The organism is Serratia sp. JKS000199 (assembly GCF_900215455.1).
Lineage (GTDB): Bacteria > Pseudomonadota > Gammaproteobacteria > Enterobacterales > Enterobacteriaceae > Serratia > Serratia ureilytica.
The window spans coordinates 2,147,049-2,171,548 of the sequence record NZ_LT907843.1; the positions used below are offsets into that span (position 1 = coordinate 2,147,049).

At 59.6% G+C, this 24,500-nt stretch carries 26 protein-coding genes; 10 read left to right on the top strand and 16 right to left on the bottom strand.

Annotation, left to right across the window (positions count from 1 at the left end):
* Window positions 1-8 precede the first annotated feature (8 nt).
* Window positions 9-767: a zinc ABC transporter ATP-binding protein ZnuC gene (gene znuC, locus CPH57_RS10305; protein ID WP_004932357.1), complete on the top strand. Its 759-nt coding sequence runs from the start codon at window positions 9-11 to the stop codon at window positions 765-767.
* Entirely contained in the window at window positions 764-1,549 is a 786-nt protein-coding gene (gene znuB / locus CPH57_RS10310) for a zinc ABC transporter permease subunit ZnuB (RefSeq protein ID WP_033643351.1), read from the top strand. The genes znuC and znuB overlap by 4 nt, the downstream gene beginning before the upstream one ends.
* Before the next feature lie 61 nt (window positions 1,550-1,610).
* On the opposite strand, the gene ruvB is transcribed toward znuB, so the two are convergent.
* The 7 genes from ruvB to CPH57_RS10345 all read right to left on the bottom strand — a co-directional run bounded on the left by ruvB (window position 1,611) and on the right by CPH57_RS10345 (window position 7,236).
* The gene (gene ruvB / locus CPH57_RS10315; RefSeq protein ID WP_033643352.1) at window positions 1,611-2,615 is read right to left on the bottom strand and encodes a Holliday junction branch migration DNA helicase RuvB; all 1,005 of its coding nucleotides are present in this window, start codon (window positions 2,613-2,615) and stop codon (window positions 1,611-1,613) included.
* 19 nt (window positions 2,616-2,634) lie between these two features.
* On the bottom strand, window positions 2,635-3,246 hold the full coding sequence (gene ruvA, locus CPH57_RS10320; RefSeq protein WP_033643353.1) for a Holliday junction branch migration protein RuvA: 612 nt from the start codon (window positions 3,244-3,246) through the stop codon (window positions 2,635-2,637).
* 112 nt (window positions 3,247-3,358) lie between these two features.
* The gene (gene ruvC, locus CPH57_RS10325; RefSeq protein ID WP_004932367.1) at window positions 3,359-3,880 is read right to left on the bottom strand and encodes a crossover junction endodeoxyribonuclease RuvC; all 522 of its coding nucleotides are present in this window, start codon (window positions 3,878-3,880) and stop codon (window positions 3,359-3,361) included.
* A gap of 57 nt (window positions 3,881-3,937) precedes the next feature.
* A complete protein-coding gene (locus CPH57_RS10330) occupies window positions 3,938-4,681 on the bottom strand; it encodes a YebC/PmpR family DNA-binding transcriptional regulator (RefSeq protein WP_004932370.1) in 744 nt (247 codons plus the stop codon).
* A 19-nt stretch (window positions 4,682-4,700) separates the two neighbouring features.
* Entirely contained in the window at window positions 4,701-5,147 is a 447-nt protein-coding gene (gene nudB / locus CPH57_RS10335) for a dihydroneopterin triphosphate diphosphatase (protein ID WP_004932373.1), read from the bottom strand.
* Complete coding sequence (aspS, locus tag CPH57_RS10340; RefSeq protein WP_033643354.1) at window positions 5,147-6,931, bottom strand: aspartate--tRNA ligase; 1,785 nt, start codon at window positions 6,929-6,931, stop codon at window positions 5,147-5,149. The genes nudB and aspS overlap by 1 nt, the downstream gene beginning before the upstream one ends.
* Before the next feature lie 74 nt (window positions 6,932-7,005).
* Complete coding sequence (locus tag CPH57_RS10345; protein WP_320204121.1) at window positions 7,006-7,236, bottom strand: zinc ribbon domain-containing protein; 231 nt, start codon at window positions 7,234-7,236, stop codon at window positions 7,006-7,008.
* 215 nt (window positions 7,237-7,451) lie between these two features.
* Between CPH57_RS10345 and CPH57_RS10350 the strand changes: the two genes are divergently transcribed.
* The 5 genes from CPH57_RS10350 to cmoB all read left to right on the top strand — a co-directional run bounded on the left by CPH57_RS10350 (window position 7,452) and on the right by cmoB (window position 11,210).
* Window positions 7,452-8,030: a hydrolase gene (locus CPH57_RS10350; RefSeq protein WP_033643355.1), complete on the top strand. Its 579-nt coding sequence runs from the start codon at window positions 7,452-7,454 to the stop codon at window positions 8,028-8,030.
* Window positions 8,031-8,082: 52 nt separating this feature from the next.
* A complete protein-coding gene (locus tag CPH57_RS10355) occupies window positions 8,083-8,898 on the top strand; it encodes a DUF72 domain-containing protein (protein WP_096242837.1) in 816 nt (271 codons plus the stop codon).
* 102 nt (window positions 8,899-9,000) lie between these two features.
* Window positions 9,001-9,396 (top strand): MAPEG family protein, encoded by a 396-nt coding sequence (locus CPH57_RS10360; RefSeq protein WP_004932387.1) that lies wholly within the window; start codon window positions 9,001-9,003, stop codon window positions 9,394-9,396.
* Window positions 9,397-9,498: 102 nt separating this feature from the next.
* Window positions 9,499-10,242: a carboxy-S-adenosyl-L-methionine synthase CmoA gene (cmoA, locus tag CPH57_RS10365; RefSeq protein WP_033650946.1), complete on the top strand. Its 744-nt coding sequence runs from the start codon at window positions 9,499-9,501 to the stop codon at window positions 10,240-10,242.
* A complete protein-coding gene (gene cmoB, locus CPH57_RS10370) occupies window positions 10,239-11,210 on the top strand; it encodes a tRNA 5-methoxyuridine(34)/uridine 5-oxyacetic acid(34) synthase CmoB (protein ID WP_033643358.1) in 972 nt (323 codons plus the stop codon). The genes cmoA and cmoB overlap by 4 nt, the downstream gene beginning before the upstream one ends.
* Window positions 11,211-11,246: 36 nt before the next feature.
* Here the strand turns inward: cmoB and CPH57_RS10375 are convergent, their stop codons facing one another.
* The 3 genes from CPH57_RS10375 to cutC form a co-directional block, all read right to left on the bottom strand.
* A complete protein-coding gene (locus CPH57_RS10375; RefSeq protein WP_231922827.1) occupies window positions 11,247-13,091 on the bottom strand; it encodes an FKBP-type peptidyl-prolyl cis-trans isomerase N-terminal domain-containing protein in 1,845 nt (614 codons plus the stop codon).
* The gene (locus CPH57_RS10380) at window positions 13,088-13,492 is read right to left on the bottom strand and encodes a hypothetical protein (RefSeq protein WP_028127482.1); all 405 of its coding nucleotides are present in this window, start codon (window positions 13,490-13,492) and stop codon (window positions 13,088-13,090) included. Before CPH57_RS10380 ends, CPH57_RS10375 begins: the two co-directional genes overlap by 4 nt.
* Window positions 13,493-13,922: 430 nt before the next feature.
* Complete coding sequence (gene cutC / locus CPH57_RS10385) at window positions 13,923-14,681, bottom strand: copper homeostasis protein CutC (RefSeq protein WP_033643362.1); 759 nt, start codon at window positions 14,679-14,681, stop codon at window positions 13,923-13,925.
* A gap of 101 nt (window positions 14,682-14,782) precedes the next feature.
* Here cutC and CPH57_RS10390 point away from each other — a divergent pair, with 101 nt between their 5' ends.
* Window positions 14,783-15,931 carry a MalY/PatB family protein gene (locus CPH57_RS10390; RefSeq protein ID WP_096242319.1) on the top strand — a complete coding sequence of 383 codons (1,149 nt, stop codon included), beginning with the start codon at window positions 14,783-14,785 and terminating at the stop codon, window positions 15,929-15,931.
* Here CPH57_RS10390 and CPH57_RS10395 read toward each other — a convergent pair.
* Together CPH57_RS10395 and CPH57_RS24575 are read right to left on the bottom strand one after the other, a co-directional pair.
* Window positions 15,928-16,494, bottom strand: coding sequence for a VOC family protein (locus tag CPH57_RS10395; RefSeq protein ID WP_060660623.1), 567 nt, complete (start codon window positions 16,492-16,494; stop codon window positions 15,928-15,930). The genes CPH57_RS10390 and CPH57_RS10395 overlap by 4 nt on opposite strands.
* A 475-nt stretch (window positions 16,495-16,969) precedes the next feature.
* On the bottom strand, window positions 16,970-17,128 hold the full coding sequence (locus CPH57_RS24575; RefSeq protein WP_154219869.1) for a hypothetical protein: 159 nt from the start codon (window positions 17,126-17,128) through the stop codon (window positions 16,970-16,972).
* Between the two features lie 200 nt (window positions 17,129-17,328).
* Between CPH57_RS24575 and argS the strand changes: the two genes are divergently transcribed.
* Window positions 17,329-19,059: an arginine--tRNA ligase gene (gene argS / locus CPH57_RS10400; protein WP_033650942.1), complete on the top strand. Its 1,731-nt coding sequence runs from the start codon at window positions 17,329-17,331 to the stop codon at window positions 19,057-19,059.
* Between the two features lie 65 nt (window positions 19,060-19,124).
* Here the strand turns inward: argS and murJ are convergent, their stop codons facing one another.
* From murJ to rimJ, 4 genes are all read right to left on the bottom strand, one after another.
* Window positions 19,125-20,660 carry a murein biosynthesis integral membrane protein MurJ gene (murJ, locus tag CPH57_RS10405; RefSeq protein ID WP_033643367.1) on the bottom strand — a complete coding sequence of 512 codons (1,536 nt, stop codon included), beginning with the start codon at window positions 20,658-20,660 and terminating at the stop codon, window positions 19,125-19,127.
* 106 nt (window positions 20,661-20,766) lie between these two features.
* The gene (locus CPH57_RS10410) at window positions 20,767-21,687 is read right to left on the bottom strand and encodes a Gfo/Idh/MocA family protein (RefSeq protein WP_096242320.1); all 921 of its coding nucleotides are present in this window, start codon (window positions 21,685-21,687) and stop codon (window positions 20,767-20,769) included.
* Window positions 21,680-22,324 carry a YceH family protein gene (locus tag CPH57_RS10415; RefSeq protein ID WP_042784746.1) on the bottom strand — a complete coding sequence of 215 codons (645 nt, stop codon included), beginning with the start codon at window positions 22,322-22,324 and terminating at the stop codon, window positions 21,680-21,682. Before CPH57_RS10415 ends, CPH57_RS10410 begins: the two co-directional genes overlap by 8 nt.
* A gap of 9 nt (window positions 22,325-22,333) precedes the next feature.
* Window positions 22,334-22,918: a ribosomal protein S5-alanine N-acetyltransferase gene (gene rimJ / locus CPH57_RS10420; protein ID WP_033644290.1), complete on the bottom strand. Its 585-nt coding sequence runs from the start codon at window positions 22,916-22,918 to the stop codon at window positions 22,334-22,336.
* A gap of 346 nt (window positions 22,919-23,264) precedes the next feature.
* On the opposite strand from rimJ, the gene mdtH reads away from it, so the two are divergent.
* On the top strand, window positions 23,265-24,470 hold the full coding sequence (mdtH, locus tag CPH57_RS10425; RefSeq protein WP_033643370.1) for a multidrug efflux MFS transporter MdtH: 1,206 nt from the start codon (window positions 23,265-23,267) through the stop codon (window positions 24,468-24,470).
* Window positions 24,471-24,500: the final 30 nt, after the last annotated feature.

A 24,500-nucleotide genomic window follows, 5' to 3' on the forward strand; every position in this document is an offset into this window, starting at 1 on the left:
ATCTCGAGATGTCTACACTGATAACGCTAAAAAATATCTCCGTCGCCTTCGGCAGCCGCAAGGTGCTGTCGAATATTTCCCTCAGCCTGCAGCCTGGCCGTATTCTCACCCTGCTGGGCCCGAACGGCGCGGGTAAATCCACGCTGGTGCGCGTAGTGCTGGGATTGGTAAAACCGACCGCCGGCACGCTGGAGCGTGAGCCCGATCTGCGCATCGGCTACGTGCCGCAAAAGCTGCACCTCGACGCTACCCTGCCATTGACCGTCAGCCGCTTTATGCGCCTGAAACCGGGCGTAAAGAAAGCCGACATTCTGCCGGCGCTCAAACGCGTGCACGCCGCCCACCTGCTCGACCAGCCCATGCAAAAGCTCTCCGGCGGCGAAAACCAGCGCGTGCTGCTGGCGCGAGCGCTGCTGAATAAACCGCAGCTGCTGGTGCTGGACGAACCCACGCAAGGGGTGGACGTCAATGGCCAACTGGCGCTGTACGATCTGATCGATCAACTGCGCAAGGAGCTGGGGTGCGCCGTGCTGATGGTCTCGCACGATCTGCATCTGGTGATGGCGAAAACCGACGAGGTGTTGTGCCTCAATCAGCACATCTGCTGCTCCGGTGCGCCGGAGGTGGTCTCGATGCATCCCGAATTCATCGCCATGTTCGGCAACCGCGGCGCAGAGCAGCTGGCGGTGTATCGCCACCATCACAACCACCGTCACGACCTGCAGGGAAGAATTGTCTTGAAGAAAACCGGGAGCCGCGAAGCATGATCGAATTGTTACTTCCCGGCTGGCTGGCCGGGGTGTTGTTGGCCGGCGCCGCCGGGCCGCTGGGCTCCTTTGTGGTCTGGCGCCGGATGTCCTACTTCGGCGATACCCTGGCGCACGCCTCGCTGCTCGGCGTCGCCTTCGGTCTGCTGCTGGACATCAATCCTTTCTATGCGGTGATCGCCATTACGCTGCTGCTGGCCCTGGCCCTGGTGTGGCTGGAGCGCCGCCCGCAGCTCTCGGTGGATACGCTGCTCGGCATTCTGGCCCACAGCGCGCTGTCGCTGGGGCTGGTGGTGGTGGCGCTGATGTCCAACGTGCGGGTCGATCTGATGGCCTATCTGTTCGGTGATCTGCTGTCGGTCACGCTGAGCGACATCGTGATGATCGCCGGCGGCGTCGCCGTGGTGCTGTTGGTGCTGTGGTGGCAATGGCGCGATCTGCTGTCGATGACCATCAGCCCTGAGCTGGCGCACGTCGACGGCGTCAATCTGGCGCGGGCGCGCACCGTGCTGATGCTGGTCACCGCCTTGACCATCGGTCTGGCGATGAAATTCGTCGGCGCGCTGATCATCACCTCGCTGCTGATCATTCCGGCGGCCACCGCTCGCCGCTTCGCGCGCACGCCGGAGCAGATGGCGGGCATCGCGGTGCTGCTCGGGATGGTGGCGGTTACCGGTGGCCTGACCTTCTCGGCGTTTTACGATACGCCTGCCGGCCCTTCGGTGGTGCTCTGCGCCGCCGTGCTGTTCACACTGAGCCTGTTTAAAAAACAGCAGGCTTGATTAAAGCCGGGATATGACGAGGGCCGCATCTGCGGCCCTTTCTTATTGGCGGATTAAAAACTTACGCTTCGCGTTCGAGGCCGAAATGCCGGTAGGCGTGCTGCGTCGCCAGACGGCCGCGCGGCGTGCGCTGGATAAAGCCCTGCTGGATCAGGAACGGTTCGATCACGTCTTCGATGGTCTCACGCTCCTCGCCGATCGCCGCCGCCAGGTTATCCAACCCGACCGGGCCGCCGGTAAACTTGTCGATAATCGCCAACAGCAGTTTGCGATCCATATAGTCGAAGCCTTCGGCATCGACGTTGAGCATATCGAGCGCCTGCGCCGCCACCGCGCCGCTGATCACACCGTTGGCACGCACTTCGGCGAAGTCGCGCACCCGGCGCAACAGACGGTTGGCGATACGCGGCGTGCCGCGCGCGCGGCGGGCCACTTCATGGGCGCCCTCGTCGGACAGCTCCAGCCCCAGACAGCCGGCGCTGCGCGAGACGATGTGCTGCAGATCGGCTACCTGATAAAACTCCAGCCGCTGGACAATGCCGAAGCGATCGCGCAGCGGTGAAGTCAGCGAACCGGCGCGGGTGGTTGCGCCCACCAAGGTAAACGGCGGCAGATCGAGCTTAATCGAGCGCGCCGCCGGCCCTTCGCCGATCATGATATCCAGCTGATAGTCTTCCATCGCCGGATACAGCACCTCTTCCACCACCGGTGACAGACGGTGAATTTCGTCGATGAACAACACGTCATGCGGTTCAAGATTGGTCAGCATCGCCGCCAGATCGCCCGCCTTCTCCAGCACCGGGCCGGAGGTGGTACGCAAATTCACGCCCATTTCGTTGGCCACGATGTTGGCCAGGGTGGTTTTCCCCAGCCCCGGCGGACCGAAGATCAGCAGGTGGTCGAGCGCGTCGCCGCGCTGCTTGGCCGCCTGGATGAAAATCTCCATCTGCTCGCGCACGTGCGGCTGGCCCACGTATTCGGTCAACAGCTTGGGACGAATGGCACGATCGAGGACTTCTTCCTCGTTGAGCGGTTCGGCGGAGATCAGGCGATCGGCTTCAATCATTATCTACCTCTTAGCGGCCTTACAAAGCAGCGCGCAACGCGTCGCGGATCAGGGTCTCGCAGTCGGCACCCGGTTTGGCAATTTTGCTGACCATGCGGCTGGCTTCCTGCGGCTTATAGCCCAGCGCCACCAATGCCGAGACCGCTTCGGCCTCCGCATCCGCCTCAGGCGCTTTCTCAGCGGCGGACGGCAAGCTGATCTCGCTGCTGTTGAACAGATCGCCGTTGAGCCCTTTGAAGCGGTCTTTCATCTCTACCACCAGGCGTTCGGCGGTTTTCTTGCCCACGCCCGGCAGCTTGACCAGCGCGGTGATCTCTTCACGCTCCACCGCGCTGACGAACTGCTGCGCGGACATGCCGGACAGGATCGCGAGCGCCAGTTTCGGCCCGACGCCGTTGACCTTGATCAGCTCGCGGAACAGCGCGCGCTCTTGCTTATCGTTGAAACCATACAGCAGTTGCGCGTCTTCGCGCACCACGAAGTGGGTAAACACGATGGCCTCTTGCCCCAGTTCCGGCAGCTCGTAAAAGCAGGTCATCGGCATGTGCACTTCATAGCCCACGCCGTTCGCCTCCAATAACACTAGCGGCGGCTGCTTTTCCAGAATATTTCCTCTGAGACGACCTATCATTTACCCTCCTGCAGAATGACCGGGCATGGCGCCCTGCCATGCCGTTGCTGGTAAAGCTTATAACATAAAAAAGGCTGGATGAATATCCAGCCTGAGCAATCATCGCTTCGCGTCAGCGCAAACGCCCGCGCGCCAGGTTAAGCCGCCCTTCGCTCATCCGCAGCACGTTCTGGCTGAGGTGGCAGTGGGTGATGGCGATGGCCAGGGCATCGGCGGCGTCCGCCTGCGGGTTGGCCGAGAGTTTGAGCAGCGAGCGCACCATGTGCTGCACCTGCGCCTTTTCGGCTGCGCCGGTGCCGACCACGGTTTGTTTGACCTGCCGCGCCGCATACTCGAACACTTCCAGATTCTGATTCACCGCCGCGACGATCGCGACGCCGCGCGCCTGGCCGAGCTTGAGCGCCGAATCCGGGTTCTTGGCCATAAACACCTGTTCGATGGCGAAGAAGTCGGGCTGAAACTGGGTGATGATCTCGCTGACGCCGGCGTAAATCAGCTTCAGCCGCGTCGGCATGTCGTCCACCACCGTGCGGATGCAGCCGCTGGCGATATAGCTCAACTGGCGCCCCTGCTGGCGGATAAGGCCATAGCCGGTGACGCGTGAGCCGGGATCGATACCGAGTATGATCGCCATATCTACATCCACCTTGCATGCACGGCGCCGCCTGATGGCGGCGCCAGTTTTACCGGATTACAGCGTCGCCGCCACTTCGTCGGAGATCTCACCGTTATGGTAAACTTCCTGCACGTCGTCGCAGTCTTCCAGCATATCGATCAGGCGCAGCAGCTTAGGCGCCGTTTCTGCGTCCATGTCGGCCTTGGTCGATGGGATCATCGACACTTCCGCCGCTTCGGCTTCGAAGCCCGCCGCGGTCAGCGCGTCTTTCACCGCGCCCAGGCTTTCCCAGGCGGTGAACACGTCGATGGCGCCATCGTCATAGGTCACGATGTCTTCCGCACCGGCTTCCAGCGCCGCTTCCATCACGCTGTCTTCATCCAGGCCCGGTGCGTAAGTGATTACGCCCTTCTTGGTGAACAGGTAGGCAACGGAACCGTCGGTACCCAGGTTGCCGCCGCATTTGGTGAAGGCGTGACGCACTTCCGCCACGGTGCGGTTACGGTTGTCACTCAGGCATTCGATCATGACGGCGGTGCCGCCAGGGCCGTAGCCTTCGTAGATGATGGTTTCCATGTTGGTATCATCATCGCCGCCCACGCCACGCGCGATCGCCCGGTTCATGGTGTCGCGCGTCATGTTGTTCGACAGCGCCTTGTCCATCGCCGCGCGCAGACGCGGGTTGGAATCCGGATCGCCGCCGCCCAGCTTCGCGGCAGTGACCAGCTCACGAATAATCTTGGTGAAAATTTTACCGCGCTTGGCGTCCTGCGCCGCTTTACGGTGCTTTGTGTTGGCCCACTTACTATGACCTGCCATAAAAAATCTCCGAAAAAAACTACTGGACTGAATTGATCACGAACTCTTCAATCGCCTGCTGATTGCTCCACGACTTGGTCAACTTCACGGCCTCGGCCGCCTCAAGCCATTGGTAAGCGTGATGCTCGGTAATCACCGGATCGCGCTCCTCGGGCAACGCCAGACAGAACCAGTGCTCTTTATTGCGCGTGGTTCCCGGCGCATAGCGATGTCGCAAATGGACAAAGAGTTCAAACTCCACGCAGCGTTGGCAATCGAACAACGGCAGGTGCTCTGCTTCGATATCGATGCCGACTTCTTCCATAACTTCACGCCGCGCGGCATGCGGTGGCGACTCATCCTGCTCCAGACTGCCGGTGACCGACTGCCAGAACTCGGTATCGTCGCGCCGCTGTAACATCAGCACCCGACCACTGGATTTCGCGTAAATCACTACCAGGATAGATTCAGGGCGCTTATAACTCATCACTCGCTCTCTTGTTCCGCACCGGCTTTCTTTACCACGCTGATCGCCAGCTCCTGCAGCGACGCCGGGTTGGCGAAGCTCGGGGCGTCGGTCATCAGACAGGCCGCCGCGGTGGTTTTCGGGAAGGCGATCACGTCGCGGATATTGTCGGTGCCGGTCAGCAGCATCACCAGACGGTCCAGGCCGAAGGCCAGGCCGGCGTGCGGCGGCGTGCCGTACTTCAGCGCGTCCAGCAGGAAGCCGAACTTCTCGCGCTGTTCGTGTTCGTCGATGCCCAGAATGCTGAATACCGTCTGCTGCATTTCGCTGCGGTGAATACGCACCGAACCGCCGCCCACTTCGTAACCGTTGATGACCATGTCATAAGCGTTGGCGATAGCGTTGACCGGCGCTGCGGCCAGCTCTTCCGGGCTCATGTCGCGCGGCGAGGTGAACGGGTGGTGCATCGCCGCCAGGCCGCCCTCTTCGTCTTCTTCGAACATCGGGAAGTCGACCACCCACAGCGGCGCCCAGCTGTCGAGTTGGGTCAGCCCCAGATCGCGCCCCAGCTTCAGGCGCAGCGCGCCCATCGCATCGGTGACAATCTTGAAGCTGTCTGCGCCGAAGAACAGGATGTCGCCGGTCTGCGCGTCGGTACGCGCCAGGACAGCTTCCAGCACTTCCGCGCTGAGGAATTTGGCGATCGGGCTCTGCACGCCTTCCATGCCGGCGGCGCGGTCGTTGACCTTCAGCCAGGCCAGGCCTTTCGCGCCGTAGATGTTGACGAAAGCGCCGTACTCATCGATCTGCTTGCGGGTCAGCTGTGCGCCGCCCGGTACGCGGATCGCCGCCACGCGGCCTTTGGCGTCGTTGGCCGGGCCGGAGAACACTTTGAACTCGACGTCCTTGACCAGGTCGGCCACGTCCACCAGCTCCAGCGGGTTACGCAGGTCCGGCTTATCGGAACCAAAGCGACGCATCGCTTCGGCGAAGGTCATGACCGGGAAATCGCCCAGATCCACACCCTTCACGTCCAGCCACAGTTCACGCGCCAGTTTCTCCATCACTTCACGCACCTGGTCGGCGGTCATGAAGGAGGTTTCGACGTCGATCTGGGTAAATTCAGGCTGACGGTCCGCACGCAGGTCTTCGTCACGGAAGCATTTGACGATCTGATAGTAACGATCGAAGCCGGACATCATCAGCAGCTGTTTAAACAGCTGCGGAGACTGCGGCAACGCGTAGAATTTGCCCTTGTGCACGCGGCTCGGCACCAGGTAATCGCGGGCGCCTTCCGGCGTCGCTTTGGTCAGCATCGGCGTTTCGATGTCGAGGAAGCCGTGGCTGTCCATGAAGCGGCGCACGAAGCTGGTGATTTTGGCGCGGGTCTTCAGACGCTCGGCCATTTCCGGGCGGCGCAGATCCAGGTAGCGGTATTTCAGGCGCGCTTCTTCGCTGTTGACCTGGTTGGAGTCCAGCGGCAGCGGCTCGGAGCGGTTGATGATCTCGAGCGCGTGGGCAAACACTTCCACTTCGCCGGTGGCCATATCTTTATTGATCTGGCTGTCCGGACGCGCACGCACGGTGCCGACGATCTGGATGCAGAACTCATTGCGCAGGTCGTAGGCCTTGTCGAACGCCACTTTCTCGTCCGGATCGAAGAACACCTGCACGATGCCTTCGCGGTCGCGCATATCAATAAAGATCAGGCCGCCGAGATCGCGACGACGATTGACCCAACCACACAGAGTGACTTCCTGGCCCACGTGGGACAGATTCAACTGCCCGCAATATTCAGTACGCATACGCTATCCTTTTACACAGCCGATGCCGCGCCGGGCTAGTGCGCCCCTGTCGCGCGGCTGTTATCTGATAAATTCTACTTGTTACCCGGTTTAAAATCCGTCGCATACCAGCCGGTGCCCTTAAGCTGGAAACCGGAAGATGAAATCAACTTGGTCAACGCGGGCTGCCCACACGCCGGGCAGTCTGCCAGCGGCGCATCGGAAAATTTTTGCAATTTCTCTAACCGATGGTTGCAAGCACCACATGCATATTCATAAATCGGCATAGGTCGTTGGATTAAAGAGTGTTGAAAAAAGGGAGTCATTATAAAGGAAATTCATCCGCCCGATAAGTGCGAACACAGCATTGTTACTGCACTAAATGGCGCGTTTTTGTTCGAATCAACACATCGGTTAACAAATTTCCCATTAACCTGCGACAGTTTTTTCACGTAGCCTGATTCTCCCCCGGTTTTGCGCCGAACGCAGCTCGCCCGACGCGCCGAACAGTTTTTATCCACTTCGCAACGAGATGAAATCCATGCTGAAACTTGACGCCCAAACCACCGCTCTGGTGCTGATCGATTTGCAAAACGGCATTCTGCCCTACGCCGGCGGCCCGCACGGCGCCGACCAGGTGGTGGCGAACGCCGCCCTGCTGGCCGCGCGTTTTCGCATGCTGGGCGCGCCGGTGCTGTTGGTGCGCGTCGGTTGGTCAGACTCCTTCGCCGAGGCGCTGAAACAACCGGTGGATAAACCGGCTCCCGCGCCCGCCGGCGGTTTGCCGGCCACCTGGTGGGAGTTCCCCGCGCCGCTGGCGGTCTGCGACAGCGATATTCTGATCACCAAGCGCCAATGGGGCGCCTTCTACGGCACCGATCTGGACTTGCAGCTGCGCCGTCGCGGCATCAAATCCGTAGTCTTGGGCGGCATATCCACCAATATCGGCGTGGAATCCACCGCCCGCGCCGCCTGGGAACACGGCTATGAGCTGGTGATCGCCGAAGACGTCTGCAGCGCGCAGAACGCGGAAATGCACCGTTTCGCGTTCGAACACATCTTCCCGCGTTTAGCGCGGGTGCGCGACACCGGCGAAATTCTTGCCGCGCTCGACCGGTAACGTTAAGTTGTAGCCTGATAAGCCAAGCACAAGTAAAGGAAGACGAGCCGTGATCTACATCGGACTGCCACAGTGGCAACATGCAGCCTGGAACCGTATCGGGCTGCGCGACTTGGCGGATTACAGCCGCTACTTCAACTGCGTGGAGGGCAACACCACCTTCTATGCGCTGCCGAAGCTGGAAATCGTGCAGCGCTGGCGCGACATGACCGGCGACGATTTTCGCTTTTGCTTCAAATTCCCGTCGGACATCAGCCATAAGGCCGCCCTGCGCAACTGCGCCGCCGAGCTGCAGGCGTTTTACCACTGCCTGAGTCCGGTGCATCAACGCATCGGGCAATTGTGGCTGCAGTTGCCCGCCGCCTTCGGCCCCGATGAGCTGCCGCGCATGTGGCAGTTCTTCGAAAGCCTGCCGCAGGAGTTCACTTACGGCGTCGAAGTGCGTCATCCGGCATTTTTCGCCAAAGGCGAGGAAGAGCGCGCGTTGAATCAGGGGCTGCATCAGCGCGGCATCAATCGGGTGATCCTCGACAGCCGCCCGGTGCATCACGCCGCCCCTAATACCGCCGCCGTGCGCGATGCCCAGCAGAAAAAACCGAAGCTGCCGGTGCACGCGTTAGTCACCGCCGACCAACCGCTGGTGCGTTTTATCGGCGGCGACCAATTGGCCGACAACCTGCGCTGGTTCGAAGCCTGGCAGCAAAAACTGCCGCTGTGGCAGCAACAGCATCAACCGTATCTGTTTATTCATACGCCGGACAACGGCGATTCACCCCAGCAAGCGCAAAAAATTTGGCAGCAGCTTCGCCGGGCGATCCCCGATTTGCCTGCGCCGCCGGACTGGCCAGAGCAAGATGCACTGTTTTGACCTATTAATCTGACCAATAACATCAAATATTTCCCCGCGACAGTGAATACAATGACGGCTATGATGCTGGCTGCCAGTTTTGGTTAGGGAACGGAGTTAAAAATGGTAAGCGCGCTTTATGTGGTGCTCGGCGCATTGTTGTTGATCAAACTCTCTTATGACGTTGTCAGATTAAGGATGCAGTACCGCGTAGCCTACGGCGACGGCGGTTTTTACGAATTGCAGACCGCCATCCGCGTGCATGGCAACGCCGTTGAATACATTCCTATCGCTGCTGTATTGCTGGTGATTATGGAAATGAACGGCGCAGAAATCTGGATGATCCACCTTTGCGGCCTGATGCTGATGGCCGGGCGACTGGTGCATTACTACGGTTTGCGCAACCGCGAGGTTCGCTGGCGTCGTTCGGGCATGGCCGCGACCTACATCTCTTTGTTGTTGATGGTTCTGGCAAATATCTTCTATCTGCCCTGGGATCTGATTTTCAGCCTGCATTGATCCCGTTTTATCATCAGGCGGCCGCGCCGCCTGCTTCCGCTCCGCTTTTTTACGCTTTTCTGTTAGACTACGCAGCTTCGAATTCTGAACTGATTTGCCGCTATGCCAAACCGCGATACTCTTTTCTCAGCCCCCATCGCCAAACTGGGCGACTGGACCTTCGACGAACGCGTCGCCGAAGTGTTTCCCGACATGATCCAACGCTCCGTTCCCGGCTATTCCAACATCATCTCGATGATCGGCATGCTGGCCGAACGTTTTGTGCAACCCGACAGCCGGGTGTATGACCTGGGCTGCTCGCTGGGCGCGGCGACGCTGTCGATGCGGCGGAATATCAGGGTGCCCGGCTGCACTATCGTCGCCGTCGACAATTCGCCGGCGATGGTGGAACGTTGCCGCCGCCATATCGACGCCTTCCGCGCCGACACGCCGGTCGACGTCATCGAAGCCGATATTCGCGACATCGATATCGAAGACGCCTCGATGGTGGTGCTGAACTTTACGCTGCAGTTCCTCGAACCTGCCGATCGCCTGCGCCTGCTGGAAAAAATTTATCGTGGCCTGCGCCCGGGCGGCGCACTGGTGCTGTCGGAAAAGTTCAGCTTTGAAGACGCCGAAGTCGGCGAGCTGCTGTTTAACATGCACCACGATTTCAAGCGCGCCAACGGGTACAGCGAGCTGGAGATCAGCCAAAAACGCAGCATGCTGGAAAACGTGATGCTGACCGACTCGGTGGAAGCGCACAAGGCGCGTCTGCAACAGGCCGGATTCGAGCATGCCGAAGTGTGGTTCCAGTGCTTCAACTTCGGTTCATTGATCGCTCTGAAAGCGGGGGATGCGCAATGATCGAGTTTGGTGACTTCTATCAGCGCATTGCCAAGAGCCCCCTCAGCCACTGGCTGGATACGCTGCCCGCTCAGCTGAGCGCCTGGCAGCGCGAATCGCTGCACGGCAAATTCAAGCAGTGGTTCAACTCGGTAGAGCATTTGCCGACGCTGACTCCCACCCGCCTCGATCTGCTGCACGGCGTGCGCGCCGAGATGGAGCCGGGGCTGTCGCCGGGCCAGCTTGAAGGCATCGAGAAAATGCTGCGCACCCTGATGCCGTGGCGCAAAGGGCCCTTCTCGCTGTATGGCATCGATATCGATACCGAATGGCATTCCGATTGGAAATGGGATCGCGTACTGCCGCACATTTCTCCGCTGGCCGGCCGCACCATTCTCGACGTCGGCTGTGGCAGCGGCTATCACCTGTGGCGCATGATTGGCGCCGGCGCACACTTCGCCGTGGGTATCGATCCGATGCAGCTGTTCCTGTGCCAGTTTGAAGCCGTGCGCAAACTGTTGGGCGGCGATCAGCGCGCCCATCTGCTGCCGCTCGGCATCGAGCAGTTGCCGGATCTGGCGGCGTTCGACACCGTGTTCTCGATGGGGGTGCTGTATCATCGCCGCTCGCCGCTCGATCATCTCTATCAGTTGAAAAATCAGCTGGTGGCTGAAGGTGAGCTGGTGCTGGAAACGCTGGTGGTGGAAGGCGACCGTCACCAGGTGCTGGTGCCGGGCGATCGTTATGCGCAGATGCGCAACGTGTATTTCATTCCTTCCGCCGAAGCGCTGAAATGCTGGCTGGAGAAGTGCGGCTTTGTCGACGTGAAGATCGCCGATATGTGCGTCACCAGCCTCGAAGAGCAGCGACGCACTGACTGGATGACCAGCGAATCGTTGGCCGAATTCCTCGATCCGAACGATCGCAGTAAAACGGTCGAAGGCTATCCGGCGCCGCTGCGCGCCGTGCTGACCGCCAAAAAGCCCTAGCGCACGCTAATCGGGCCGGCCTGCGCCGGCCCGCCTTCACCCGTTACTGACATCGACAATCCGCAGCTCATAGACCATCGTCGCGTTTGGCGGGATCTGCGGCGCATAGCCAGTTTCACCGTACGCCAACGCCGGCGGCACCACCATCGTCAGCGAGCCGTGATTTTTCAGATGGCCGATAGCCTCGCGGAACAACGGCGGATAGGCGGAGAGCGGCTGGGACATCACCTTCCCACTGCGATCCATATCCTGAATCACGCGACCGTCGGTTAAACTTTCTTTCACCACGATATCCACCCGCGCGTTTTCCGTAATGGCCTCATCACCCGCATAATCGATGCGATACCAGAAACCGGAAGGCGACTTCTGCGTGCCCTTCTTCTTTTGGAACTCGGCAACGAACGCCTCACCTTTGCTGGCCTGCGTCTTCGCAGCCTGGTTTCTGGCATCGTTCACCGCTTTTTCCGACTCCGCCAGTGCGCTGGTCAACTGCGCATCGCTCAACTGGTAATGGCCGTTGAAGGTATCGATCACGCCCGCCAGCAGCGCGGTTTTGTCGGGCGTGATACCCCAATTTTTACGTTCCGCCAGCATCGTTTGAATATCGCGCCCCAAAGCGACACCGGCGGCATAGCTCTGTTGCTCCGGCTTTTTCTTCAGCGCTTGCCTATCCGGCAGCCATTTGGCCCGCGATCTCAGCCCGTCCAGTTCCTCACGCAAGGCTTGCTGCGCCTGATGCGCGGCCGCCAGCTCCGTCGCCGTTTTATCTGCCTGTTGCGCCGCTTTATCCCGTTGCTGCGCAGCCTGCGCGCTTTCCGCCGTCAGCGCCGCCAGACGCTGTTCCAGCGCCTTAGCCTGCTCGGTTTGCGTCTTGTTTTTTTCCTGCAGCTGCGCCAGCTGCTGCTGAAGTTCACCCGCCGCTTTGGCGGCCTCGGCCTTTTGCTGCTCCAGCGCCATCTTCAGTTTTTTCTCTTGCTGCTCGGCCTGCTGGCGTTGGTCATCACGCTCTTTTTGCAGCGCTGCCAACTGCTGCTGAAGTTCGCCCGCCGCCTTGGCGGCCTCGGCCTTTTGCTGCTCGAGCGCCATCTTCAGGTTTTTCTCTTGCTGCCCACCCTGCTGGCGTTGGCTTTCCTGCTCTTTTTGCAACTGCGCCAATTGTTGTTGCAGTACGCCGAGCGCCTTGGCGGCTTCGGCCTTCTGCTGTTCCAGTTCAGCGGCGGCCGCTTTTCGGTCCTGTTCATAACGCTGGCGCGCTTTATCGTTGGCAGCTTGCGCCGCCGCCAGTTTCTCCTGCCAAACCTGTTGCTGCGCGTTATCAGACTGTTTTGGCAACGCCGCCAACCGTTGTTCCAGCAATGCGATGCGTCGATCCCGCTCCTCGGTTTGCTGCTTTTGCCGCGCTAACGCCGCTTGCGCCTCAGCGATTTGCGCCTGAGCCTTACGCTCCTGCGGCGTCAGGTTCAGCGCCTGTCGCACGCCGCTGGCAAAGTCGCTCAACGCGCTCAGATCGGGCGCCGGAGCCGGTTTATCGGCAACCGCCAGGGAAGACGCGACGCGCAACGCGGTCAGCTCCTGCTGCAGTGATTGAATAGCGGCTTGCTGTTGTTCCAGTCGAGTCTCTTTCTCACGCAGCGCCTTTTGCAACTGCGTCAGTTGCTTTCTCTGCGCAGCCGTTTCACGAAGTTGAACCGGCCGGGACGCCGGCTTTTGGATTTCCCGGGGCGGGGTAACCGCGGCGTCAGCCGCCGGTGCATCCTGTTGCTGGTAGCGCTCGGCAAACTGCAATAATGCAGGCACATCGTCATCCGCCACGGCCAGCGTTGGCGCAAGCGCCAGCGATATCATCAGGCTCAGCAGTGCCTTTCTCGCACGAGGGATCATTGGGCGCGTTCTCCGCGCTCAGCCAGACCGGTCATCATTGCAGAACTGATGTCTGCGCAGAGACGGCTGGTGCGATAACGATACAGCGCATCGACGGTTTCCTGCGTGCCCGTATTGATCCGCTGGCGCACGCCGGCATACTGCGCCGCACCGCTCATCAAGGTATCGAACTCGCGTTTGAATTTCTGATATTTCTCGTTATCCATGCCGCGCATGGCATCCAGTTCGCGTTGGCACTGCTGCATGCGCTCGGCCTCACGCTGCCGCTTATCCTGCTCCGCAACTTCTTCTGCGCTGGGCGGCTTACTCAATGTAGAAACGGGCCGTTTGGCGGTCTGGCAGCCGGTCAGGGCCAACGTCAGTAAAAGCGCAGCGGTCCAACAGTGTGCCGTTCGGGTCATTATCGTTATCTCCTTGTAAAGTCCGCCGTCGATGTGCTCTGTGGCTGCGCCGACGGCTCTCCTCATTGGTGCTGTGATGTTCCGGCCATAAAAACCGGCGGTGAACAGGTATAAAATGCAGACGCGATAATGAGCGGCAGAGCGCAAATCATTCACCACGCCAATACATACCAAAAAATCATTTAATATTATGATATTTAAAGGATTTTAACTCACAAACTTATCAGTAGGGCATGACGAGCGCAAGAGAAGAGATGGCGCCTGACCGAGCGAGCAACAGTGCAGGAATGGGCCAGTGTCTTAACAAGACATAAAAAAAGCCCCGGCAAAACGCCGGGGCCTGGTACTTGCGTGATCGCCGAAGGCTCAGTGACACGCAAAGGGGTCTTACGGCCCGGAAACCGGTTATCAAACGCGGTTAGCTGCGTGTTTATGCGCTTTGCGCCAAGGGGTCAACCAAGGCCAGCGCGTTTTTCATCGCCTCCACCATTTCGCCATCCACGCAATAATGGCTAAATTCGTCAAACTCGTTATCGGAACACATGGTGACCCCCGCCTTGCGATAACGCATGGTCGATGGCACCAGATGGCCGGAAGAGCTGTGCAATTCATGCAGGCCGATATCGACAAACTTGTGCAAATTGCTCAGACGCACGCCGGCGCCCGCCATGATCACCGGGCCCTGGCTGGCCTGACGCAAATCACGCAACAGCGGCAGGCCCAGTTCGGCGCTCTGCTGTTGACCGGAAGTCAGAATGCGCGCCACGCCCAGGTCGGTTAGTTGCTCCAGCGCCACCATCGGGTTTTGACACATGTCGAATGCGCGATGGAACGTGACGGCCATCCCTTCGCACAACGTCATTACCTCGCGCATCCGCGGCAGATCGATATGCCCTTCTTCGTCCAGCATGCCGACGACCACGCCGGGGAATCCCAACTCGCGGATCTGGCGGATATCCTGCTTGATCACCTCGAAATCCACCGCGCCATAACAGAAATCGCCACCGCGAGGGCGTACGATCGGATGAACCGGAATCGAAACCCGTTCCCGCGCCAAACGCAGCGTGCCATAACTCGGCGTCAATCCGCCCTCGCTCTGGCTGGCGCATAACTCGATACGATCGGCGCCCGCCCGTTCGGCCGTTAGCGCGCAGTCGACGCTAAAGCAACAAACTTCCAGTTTTATCATTGTCACCCCCAGATAACGGCCAACATACGGCGGCAATTGTTCATTTCTTCATTTCTCACGTAGGCTCATGCTTAGGCATAAACCGGCTCAGGGTTGTAACTATGGCATTCAATTTTGATCAATGGGTAGACCGCAGTCACAGTGACAGCGTTAAGTGGGATAAATATCGCGACAGCGACATCATTCCGCTGTGGGTCGCCGACAGCGACTTCGCCTCCCCGCCGGCGGTCATCGACGCCTTGCAGCGGCGCGTGGCGCACGGCGTGTTCGGCTACACGCACCCATCCCCCGATCTTCTTGAGGTTTTTACCCGCCGCATGGTAGAGCGCTACCGCTGGCACATCAAGCCTGAATGGATCCTTTTCCTGCCCGGCCTGGTGTGCGGCCTGAACCTGTGCGTGCGCGCCTTCACCGAAGACCATCAGAGCACGCTCGCGCCCAGCCCCATTTATCCGCCATTTCGCAAAGCGGCCAAATTCGCCGGGCGCAAGCACCTCTCGGTACCGCTGGCGGCAACAGGCCAACGTTGGGTGCTGGATTTTTCCGCGCTGCATGGGCAGATCAGCGGCAATGAGAAGCTCCTGCTGCTGTGCAACCCGCAAAATCCCGGAGGCACCGTTTATCGTCGAGAAGAGCTGTCGCAGCACCATCAGTTCGCCCGCGAGCACGATTTAATCGTCTGTTCGGATGAAATCCACTGCGAATTGCTGCTTGAACCCGGCGCACGGCATATTCCTTTCGCCACCCTGAGCGAAGACGCGGCCCAGCGCAGCGTAACGCTGATGTCGCCGTCAAAGGCGTTTAATCTCGCCGGGCTGGGCGCCTCGATGGCGATCGTCCCTAATGAGGCGCTGCGACAAAAGCTGAAACGTGCGCGCAGCGGCATCGTGCCGGAGGTCAATCTGCTGGCGCTGGTCGCCGCCCAGGCGGCCTATCAATACGGGCAACCCTGGCTGGACGAGCAGTTGATTTATCTGCGCGCCAATCGCGATCGGGTGACAGAACGCATCAACGCCATGCCGGGATTGAAGTTGTTGCCGATTGAAGCCACCTATTTGGCCTGGATCGACTGCGGCGCGTTGCCGGTGGACAATCCGCATCAGTTCTTCGAGCGCGCGGGCGTTGGATTAAGCGCCGGTTTGGATTTCGGCGATCGGCGCTTTGTACGACTGAACTTCGGTTGCCGGCGGGCTCTGCTCGATGAAGCGCTCGATCGCATGGCGCGGGCCTGCGCCACGCTGTTCGACTAGCCTTGCTCGCTGGCGACAATGTCCCGAATGGAGTAAGGATGAAACTTGATCGTGACCGTTCCATCGGTGATGGCCAGCGTCGGGTTCGGCAACCGCTCGCCCTCGCCTTTTGGCGAGCTTTGCTTCAGTTTGATCCCCGGCGCCAGCAACGCTTCATCAGCGAGATGGCTCAGCGCGCGGGCGTGCAACGTCTGCGGATCGCCGCTCAGCACTAGCTCGACATGTTCCCACCCTTCATGCGGATACCGTTTCTCCCCGGGATACGGCAGCTCGACGCAATCTATCCGCCACGGCCCCACGACCAGCGGCTGCTGTAAATCAAACAGACAGATAGGCCGCCCGTTGATCATCGATTCGGACAACAGTGTCCCGCACTGCATCAATCCCTGGCGCCAGCGTTCGGCGGTAGCGTTCTGGTGACAGCGCAAGGAAATGTGATCGGCGGTAAACGAGGACAGGTCAAGCTGCAATCTGGCGGCGAATTGTTGCAACGCCTGCTCGAAACGCGGCAGGTCGAGCCTCAGATCGTCAAGCTCGGCAATGGCCTGCAAGGGATTGGTCATAGAAACCTCAAAACAACGAGCGCAAAGTTAAAGGCCGTAATTTACACGGTGGCGACGGCGCTCGCCAGAGTGGCGAGATTTTTCAGCGGCAGTACAGCATAATTTTCGGTTCTGGATGGGGGACGAAAAACCCAGCGCTTATTGAGATGGCAGCTTATTAATTCGGCAATTAAATAAAAAATAGGATTTTTCGCAGGCCATTATATCATTTCCTTATGACAGTAAGATTTAAGTTATTTTGCACAAAACCCTCCGCCACCTGCGGGCTAAATCGATTGATTTTTTTCGCTTAATCAAACCTCACCCACTTATATAAGTCACACAAAAAATGAAGCTTAACCAATTGTAAACAAAGAGAATGCAGCGCAAAAAATGATGGAAAACTAAGGATTATCTTAATTTAATGCCGGGCAATTGATTCACCCACTCAACTCGGCTACTTTGGGGGAAATTTAAATTAGAGATGATCATTATGTTATTGCTGACGATATCCTTGGTGTTGATAATTATCGCCGTATACGCCATCTACCGTCATTTTAAATCTCGCAGCACCAATACGCTGGATTCCGGTCGCCGCAATAAAAAACGCTAGCCCCTCATTTTTTCCACCGTATATCTTCTCTCGGTTGTCCATCTTTTATCCCCACGGCAATAACGCGCGCCTCCGCAACTGTTTCATCGCTGCGGTCGCGCCAACTGCTGACGGGCTCCCTCAGATCGGTTACAATTGCAGGCTGTTTTGTGGAGGTCGCCGCCGCCCGCGCGCCGTTGGCCACCACCGTTGAATCCCTCGGGGGCTGGTTTCGGCCCCTCGTTCGTCATTAAGGTAACCCGGTGAATATTCAGGTTCTTCTTTCAGATAAAGTCAGCCAGGCGCTGATCGCCGCTGGCGCGCCAGCGGATTGCGAAGCGCAGGTCCGCCCATCCGCCAAGGCGCAGTTTGGTGATTACCAGGCCAACGGCGTGATGTCAGTCGCCAAAAAGCTGGGCATGCCGCCCCGTCAGCTGGCGGAAAAAGTGGTGCAACTGCTGGATCTCGGCGACGTCGCCAGTAAAGTGGAAATCGCCGGCCCCGGCTTCATCAATATCTTCCTGAACAGCGACTGGGTCGCCCGCCAGGCCGACCAGGTGCTGAACGCACCGAAATTGGGCATTGCGCCGGTTGAACCGCAAACCATCGTTATCGACTATTCCGCGCCGAACGTGGCGAAAGAAATGCACGTCGGCCACCTGCGCTCCACCATCATCGGCGACGCCGCAGCGCGTACTCAGGAGTTTCTGGGCCATAAAGTGATCCGCGCCAACCACGTCGGCGACTGGGGCACCCAGTTCGGCATGCTGATTGCCTACCTGGAAAAAATGCAGAATGAAAACGCCAGCGATATGGGCTTGTCCGATCTCGAGCAGTTCTACCGCGAAGCCAAGAAGCATTACGATGAAGACGCCGAGTTCGCCGAGCGCGCACGCGCTTACGTCGTGAAGCTGCAGGGCGGCGATCAATACTGCCTGAAAATGTGGCGCAAGCTGGTCGACATCACCATGGCGCAAAACCAGCTGACCTATAACCGCCTGAACGTCACGCTGACCGAAGACGACGTGATGGGCGAAAGCCTGTATAACGCGATGCTGCCGGGCATCGTCGCCGATCTGAAAGCCAAAGGGCTGGCGGTGGAAAGCGAAGGCGCCACCGTGGTGTTCCTCGACGAATACCAGAACAAGGACGGCGACCCGATGGGCGTCATCATCCAGAAAAAGGATGGCGGCTACCTCTATACCACCACCGATATCGCCTGCGCCAAGTATCGCTACGAGACCCTGGGCGCCAATCGCGTGCTGTATTACATCGATTCCCGCCAGCATCAGCACCTGATGCAGGCCTGGACCATCGTGCGCAAAGCCGGTTATGTGCCGGAGTCCGTCTCGCTGGAACATCACATGTTCGGCATGATGCTGGGCAAAGACGGCAAGCCGTTCAAAACCCGCTCAGGCGGCACCGTGAAGCTCTCCGATCTGCTGGATGAAGCCATCGAACGCGCCGAACAGTTGATCGCCGGCAAAAACCCGGACATGCCGGAAGACGAAATGAAGACCATCGCTCGCGTGGTCGGTATCGGCGCGGTGAAATACGCCGATCTGTCGAAAAGCCGCACCACCGACTATGTTTTCGACTGGGATAACATGCTGGCCTTCGAAGGCAATACCGCGCCTTACATGCAATACGCCTATACCCGTGTGGCATCGGTATTCAAACGCGCCGGGATCGACGAAAGCAGCCTGACGCTGCCGCTGACCCTGACCGAAGAGCGTGAAATTGCGCTGGCCACTCGCCTGCTGCAGTTCGAAGAGGTGCTCACCGCCGTCGCGCGTGAAGGCACGCCGCACGTCATGTGCAGCTACCTGTACGATCTGGCCGGCTTGTTCTCCGGCTTCTACGAGCACTGCCAGATCCTCAACGCCGACAGCGAAGAAGCCCGTCAGAGCCGCCTGAAGCTGGCGCTGCTGACCGCCAAAACGCTGAAAACCGGCCTGGATACGCTGGGCATCGAAACCGTCGAGCGCATGTAAACCGCGCCGCGCAGAAAAGCAAAAAGGTCGCCGTGGCGACCTTTTTTTTTACGCTTTCACTCGGCTCAGACGACCCGGCGCGCGAAATCACGCGGGCGGAAACCCAACCCGGCCAGCACGCCGAAGTAGGCTACCACACCGGCCACCACCACCGCCGCCAAGCGCAGCAAACGCTCCAGCATGTTGCCCTGATCCCAGGCCGGCATCAGCCACATCAAGCCAATCAGCACGGCCGACATCACCAGCACGGCAATCACCAGCTTGGTGAGGAACAGCGCCCAACCCGGCTGTGGCTGGAAGATTTTCTGCTTGCGCAGCTGCCAATACAGCAGCGCGGCGTTCAGGCAGGCTGCCAAACCGATCGACAGCGCCAGGCCGGCATGCTTCAGCGGACCGATAAACGCCAGGTTCATCACCTGCGTCATGATCAGCGTAATGATGGCGATCTTGACCGGCGTTTTGATGTCCTGACGCGAATAAAAGCCCGGCGCCAGCACCTTAACCACGATCAGCCCCATCAGCCCCACCGAGTAAGCCACCAGCGCGCGTTGCGTCATCGCCGCGTCAAAGGCGCTGAACTTGCCGTACTGGAACAGCGAGACGGTCAACGGTTTGGCCAAAATACCCAGCGCGATGGCGCTCGGCAGCGCCAGCAGGAAGCACAGGCGCAGCCCCCAATCCATCAGGCGCGAATACTCGTCGTGGTTGCCGCTCGAGAAGCTTTTGGCCAGCGACGGCAGCAGGATGGTGCCCAATGCCACGCCCAGCACGCCGGAAGGAAACTCCATCAGGCGGTCGGCATAGTACATCCAGGACACCGAGCCGGACACCAGGAACGATGCGAAGATCGTGTTGATGATCAGCGAGATCTGGCTGACCGACACCCCAAGGATCGCCGGCCCCATCTGGCGCATCACCCGCCAGACCCCGGCGTCACCCAATTTGATGCGCGGCAGCACCAGCATGCCGATCTTGCGCAGGTGCGGCAGCTGATAGCCCAGTTGCAGCACGCCGCCGACCACCACCGCCCACGCCAGCGCCAGCACCGGCGGGTGGAAATACGGCGCGGCGAACAGCGCGAAGCCGATCATGCTGACGTTAAGCAGCGTTGGCGCAAAGGCCGGGATCGAGAAACGGTTCCAGGTATTGAGGATCGCCCCCACCAGCGAGGCCAGCGAAATCAATAGAATATAGGGGAAGGTAATGCGCAGCAGCGCCGACGTCAGCGCAAACTTGTCGGGCGTATCGGTAAAGCCCGGCGCAGTGATATAGATCACCCAGGGCGCGGCCAGCATCCCCAGCACCGTCACCACCGCCAGCACCAACGTCAACAGCCCGGAGACATAGGCGATAAAGGTGCGCGTCGCTTCCTCGCCCTGCTGGCTCTTATATTCCGCCAGGATCGGCACGAAAGCCTGCGAAAATGCGCCTTCGGCAAAGATACGACGCAGCAGGTTAGGAAGTTTGAACGCCACGAAGAAGGCGTCCGTTGCCATGCCGGCCCCGAACACGCGCGCGACGATCGCATCGCGGGCAAAGCCCAACACCCGCGAAAACATCGTCATCGAGCTGACGGCAGCCAAGGATTTGAGTAGGTTCATGTGGTTGTCTGATAGGTACCGTAAATATCAACGCCTGCAACAGCAGGCGTCAGTGAAACAATCGGCTCAGTTTACGCATCCGGAAAAGAATAGCTACCGCCATATGTTACATAGAGTTATCGCGTAACAAACGCTCGACCACCCGCTGCGCAACCAGCGCCTGCTCGCCGCCGGTTTCCGGCGCGCTCTGATTGGCGACGGCGCAGAGGAAATGCCGCACCGCCCCGTCGAAACCGCGTTGCACCAGCGTGCTTTGCCAACCCGGCACCGGCTGTTCCAACTCGCCCTGCGCATCTTCGCGCAGCCAGTGGCGCATATCGGTCAACTGATACCGCGCGCCGTCTGTCACCGCCTGCACGCTTTCGCGCTGGCTGCCGCCGCGGCGATGCATACTGGTCGTCACCAGCGTATCGCCACAGGCGAAGTGGTGCTCGGCGTACAGCATTTCGCCTGCAGCGTTGGCGTGCACGCTGCCGCTCAGCAGTTGCTCGCCTCCGCCCGCCAGCCACAGGGCGGTGTCCACCACGTGCAGATAGTCATCCAGCAGGGTAAAGCGCAGATCGTGAGGGCCGACGCTGTCCGCCCGATGTTTATCCATGCGAATGGAGGCGGGCTGATTCATTTGCTGCTTGAGTTGGCGGTAAAGCGGCGCGAAACGGCGGTTGAACCCCACCATCAGCGTTTTGCCCCGCCGCTCGGCCAGCTCAAGCAACTGCTCGCCCTGCTCCAGCGTTTCCGCCAGCGGTTTATCGACGTAAACATGTACGCCACGGTTAAGCAGCTCGCCAATGACCGAAAAATGGCTGGCGGTGCTGCTGTGGACAAAGACCGCATCGCACTGTTCGGCCAAGTTGTCCAGCCGAGGGAAACAGGCCATGCGGTAGCTGTCGCACAGCGGCTGCGCTTTCTGTTGATTAGGCGAGAAGCCGCCCACCAGCGTCCAGTCCGCCGCCTGACTGAGGATCGGCAGGTAGGCCTTCTGCGCGATGCTGCCCAGCCCCACCACGCCCACGCGCAATTTAGTCATGCGTTTCCCTCGCCAACAGTTGCTGCACCTGCCGTTTCAGCTCCGCCACGTCGTTTTCCAACGCGCTGACCCTGGCGCTCAATTCACCGTCGATCTCCGACTCGAGCGCCGGCGGCGCCTCATCGATTGGCCCGCTGAACAGATGCATGAAGCGGCTTTCGCGCTTGCCCGGCTCGCGCGCCAGGCGCACTACGAACGGGCCGTCTTCGCGCGTGGTCAACTGCTGCAGCACCTGTTCGACCTCGCTGACATCGCTGAACTCGTGCATTCGGTTGGTGCGCGTGCGCAGCTCGCCCGGCGTTTGCGCGCCGCGCAGCAGTAAGGTGGCGATCACCGCCAGTTCGGCGGGAGAGAGCTTCAGCTGGCCAAACTCGGAATTGCAAAACCGCTGCTCGTATTTCACGACCCGATTGCCGAACCCGCTGAGGGTGCGCAGGAAATGTTTGCGCAGCAAGAGATCGAGGAGTTGCTGCACCTCGCTTTCGCTCAGATCCATCACCGGCTCGCGGTTGGTCTTTTGGTTACAGGCCAGGGTAATGGCGTTAAGCGAAAGCGGGTATTGGTCCGGCGTCGTCACCTGTTTTTCCAACAGGCAGCCGATGACCCGGGCCTCTTTGGCGTTCAATTCATATTTCATCGTTTGGCCTCAACGTGGGGGTAGCCACTCTTTATTGGTGTATGCCGTCAAAACGTGGTCTTGCCACTTGCCGTCGATCAGCAGGTAATCTTTGGCGTAACCTTCGCGTTCGAATCCCAGACGCGTCAGCAATGCGCCGCTGCGCTGGTTATGCGGCATATAGTTGGCCATGATGCGGTGCATGCGCTGTTGGCGCAGCATATAGCGGATGGCGGACTGCAAGGCTTCGAACATCAACCCCTGCCCCTGCCATTTCTCCCCCAGCGAATAACCGAGGAAGCAGGCGTGAAACGAACCGCGCAACACGTTGCTGAAGTTCGCCACGCCGCGGACTTCCTGCTCTTCCGGATCGAGCAGGATAAAATAGTAGGCGCTGCCCTGCTTTTGCATTTCAGCGATCATCCCCAGGCGCGCCTGCCAGCCGGACGGATAACAATGGCTTTCATCGCGCACCGGCTCCCAGGGTTTGAGAAAGGTCCGGTTCTCGGCATAATAGTCCGCCAGACGATAGGCGTCCCGTTCATGCACTAAACGGACCACCATCCGGTCGGTAGTAAGACGTACTTTTGGCGATGCAGAGCGGTAGCCGAACATCATTTCCCCCGCGGTCAAAACGGTTCGATAAGAAGTATTTATTAGGAAGCCTCGTGGATAATTATCCGACGCCAATCTGAGGCCATGACTTTATGTTGCCAATAGCGCCTCAGAACCGCGCTCCCTTGCATTCAATATAACCGTAGGCCGCCCCCGAGGTAAAATACCGGCCGCTCAGTAAATCGCCGAATACGCGTTTTACGGCGTTTTTCCGCCAATTTTGCAGTTCAGGTAACACCTTGACGATAAAAAAATATTATCTACTCCGCCCCTGTCGCCGTCCGCCAATTGGGTAGAGAATGGTGGGGTTGCCTTCCCCCTCTCTCTTAATTGCTCATGGTGATGCATGTCTCTGGTGTCGCAAGCGCGCAGCTTGGGTAAATATTTTCTGTTGCTCGACAACCTGCTGGTGGTTTTAGGCTTCTTTGTCGTGTTCCCGCTTATTTCGATCCGCTTCGTCGATCAACTGGGATGGGCGGCGCTGATCGTCGGCATCGCGCTGGGTTTGCGTCAGTTGCTGCAACAAGGGCTCGGCATCTTTGGCGGCGCGGTCGCCGATCGCTTTGGCGCCAAGCCGATGATCGTCACCGGCATGCTGCTGCGCGCCGCCGGTTTCGCCACCATGGCGATGGCCGATGCGCCGTGGATCCTGTGGTTCTCCTGCGCGCTGTCGGCCCTCGGCGGCACGCTGTTCGATCCGCCGCGCACCGCTTTGGTGATCAAACTGACCCGTCCGCACGAACGCGGCCGCTTTTTCTCGCTGTTGATGATGCAGGACAGCGCCGGCGCGGTAGTCGGCGCGCTGATCGGCAGTTGGCTGCTGCAATACGATTTCCACTTTGTCTGCTGGGTCGGGGCGGCGATCTTCGTGCTGGCCGCCGGCTGGAACGCCTGGTTACTGCCGGCTTATCGCATCTCCACCGTGCGCGTGCCGATGAAAGAAGGCATGTTGCGGGTCGTGCGCGATCGCCGCTTCCTCACCTATGTCCTGACGCTGACCGGCTACTATATGCTGGCGGTACAGGTGATGCTGATGCTGCCGATCGTGGTCAATGAAATTGCCGGCTCACCGGCGGCGGTGAAATGGATGTACGCGATCGAAGCGGCGCTGTCGCTGTCGCTGCTCTATCCGCTGGCGCGTTGGGGTGAAAAACATTTTCGGCTTGAACAACGCCTGATGGCGGGCCTGCTGCTGATGACGCTCAGCCTGCTGCCGATCGGCCTTGCCAGCAGCCTGCAAGGCGTGTTCACGCTGATTTGCTGTTTCTATCTGGGTTCGATCATCGCCGAGCCGGCGCGCGAAACGCTCAGCGCGTCGCTGGCCGATCCGCGGGCGCGCGGCAGCTACATGGGCTTCAGCCGCCTCGGGCTGGCGTTGGGCGGTGCGTTGGGATATACCGGCGGCGGTTGGATGTACGATACCGGGCGGATGATGAACATGCCGGAGCTGCCCTGGCTGCTGCTCGGCGCCGTAGGCTTCGCCACGCTGCTGGCGCTGTACTGGCAATTCAGCCCGCGGCGCAACGCGTCGGTGATACTGCGCGGCGGCTAACGCCATAGAAATCCGGCCGAATCGGCAACA

Excerpts from the sequence above, each read along its gene's own strand:
- ruvC (WP_004932367.1), bottom strand. The coding sequence starts at position 3,880 with ATGGCGATCATACTCGGTATCGATCCCGGCTCACGCGTCACCGGCTAT.
- znuB (WP_033643351.1), top strand. The coding sequence starts at position 764 with ATGATCGAATTGTTACTTCCCGGCTGGCTGGCCGGGGTGTTGTTGGCC.
- CPH57_RS10350 (WP_033643355.1), top strand. The coding sequence starts at position 7,452 with ATGCTGAAACTTGACGCCCAAACCACCGCTCTGGTGCTGATCGATTTG.
- ruvB (WP_033643352.1), bottom strand. The coding sequence starts at position 2,615 with ATGATTGAAGCCGATCGCCTGATCTCCGCCGAACCGCTCAACGAGGAA.
- CPH57_RS10415 (WP_042784746.1), bottom strand. The coding sequence starts at position 22,324 with ATGAAATATGAATTGAACGCCAAAGAGGCCCGGGTCATCGGCTGCCTG.
- CPH57_RS10380 (WP_028127482.1), bottom strand. The coding sequence starts at position 13,492 with ATGACCCGAACGGCACACTGTTGGACCGCTGCGCTTTTACTGACGTTG.
- CPH57_RS10390 (WP_096242319.1), top strand. The coding sequence starts at position 14,783 with ATGGCATTCAATTTTGATCAATGGGTAGACCGCAGTCACAGTGACAGC.
- CPH57_RS10375 (WP_231922827.1), bottom strand. The coding sequence starts at position 13,091 with ATGATCCCTCGTGCGAGAAAGGCACTGCTGAGCCTGATGATATCGCTG.
- cmoA (WP_033650946.1), top strand. The coding sequence starts at position 9,499 with ATGCCAAACCGCGATACTCTTTTCTCAGCCCCCATCGCCAAACTGGGC.
- CPH57_RS10395 (WP_060660623.1), bottom strand. The coding sequence starts at position 16,494 with ATGACCAATCCCTTGCAGGCCATTGCCGAGCTTGACGATCTGAGGCTC.
- cutC (WP_033643362.1), bottom strand. The coding sequence starts at position 14,681 with ATGATAAAACTGGAAGTTTGTTGCTTTAGCGTCGACTGCGCGCTAACG.
- CPH57_RS10410 (WP_096242320.1), bottom strand. The coding sequence starts at position 21,687 with ATGACTAAATTGCGCGTGGGCGTGGTGGGGCTGGGCAGCATCGCGCAG.
- ruvA (WP_033643353.1), bottom strand. The coding sequence starts at position 3,246 with ATGATAGGTCGTCTCAGAGGAAATATTCTGGAAAAGCAGCCGCCGCTA.
- aspS (WP_033643354.1), bottom strand. The coding sequence starts at position 6,931 with ATGCGTACTGAATATTGCGGGCAGTTGAATCTGTCCCACGTGGGCCAG.
- CPH57_RS10330 (WP_004932370.1), bottom strand. The coding sequence starts at position 4,681 with ATGGCAGGTCATAGTAAGTGGGCCAACACAAAGCACCGTAAAGCGGCG.
- nudB (WP_004932373.1), bottom strand. The coding sequence starts at position 5,147 with ATGAGTTATAAGCGCCCTGAATCTATCCTGGTAGTGATTTACGCGAAA.
- cmoB (WP_033643358.1), top strand. The coding sequence starts at position 10,239 with ATGATCGAGTTTGGTGACTTCTATCAGCGCATTGCCAAGAGCCCCCTC.
- CPH57_RS10360 (WP_004932387.1), top strand. The coding sequence starts at position 9,001 with ATGGTAAGCGCGCTTTATGTGGTGCTCGGCGCATTGTTGTTGATCAAA.
- znuC (WP_004932357.1), top strand. The coding sequence starts at position 9 with ATGTCTACACTGATAACGCTAAAAAATATCTCCGTCGCCTTCGGCAGC.
- rimJ (WP_033644290.1), bottom strand. The coding sequence starts at position 22,918 with ATGTTCGGCTACCGCTCTGCATCGCCAAAAGTACGTCTTACTACCGAC.
- CPH57_RS24575 (WP_154219869.1), bottom strand. The coding sequence starts at position 17,128 with ATGGACAACCGAGAGAAGATATACGGTGGAAAAAATGAGGGGCTAGCG.
- mdtH (WP_033643370.1), top strand. The coding sequence starts at position 23,265 with ATGTCTCTGGTGTCGCAAGCGCGCAGCTTGGGTAAATATTTTCTGTTG.
- CPH57_RS10345 (WP_320204121.1), bottom strand. The coding sequence starts at position 7,236 with ATGACTCCCTTTTTTCAACACTCTTTAATCCAACGACCTATGCCGATT.
- murJ (WP_033643367.1), bottom strand. The coding sequence starts at position 20,660 with ATGAACCTACTCAAATCCTTGGCTGCCGTCAGCTCGATGACGATGTTT.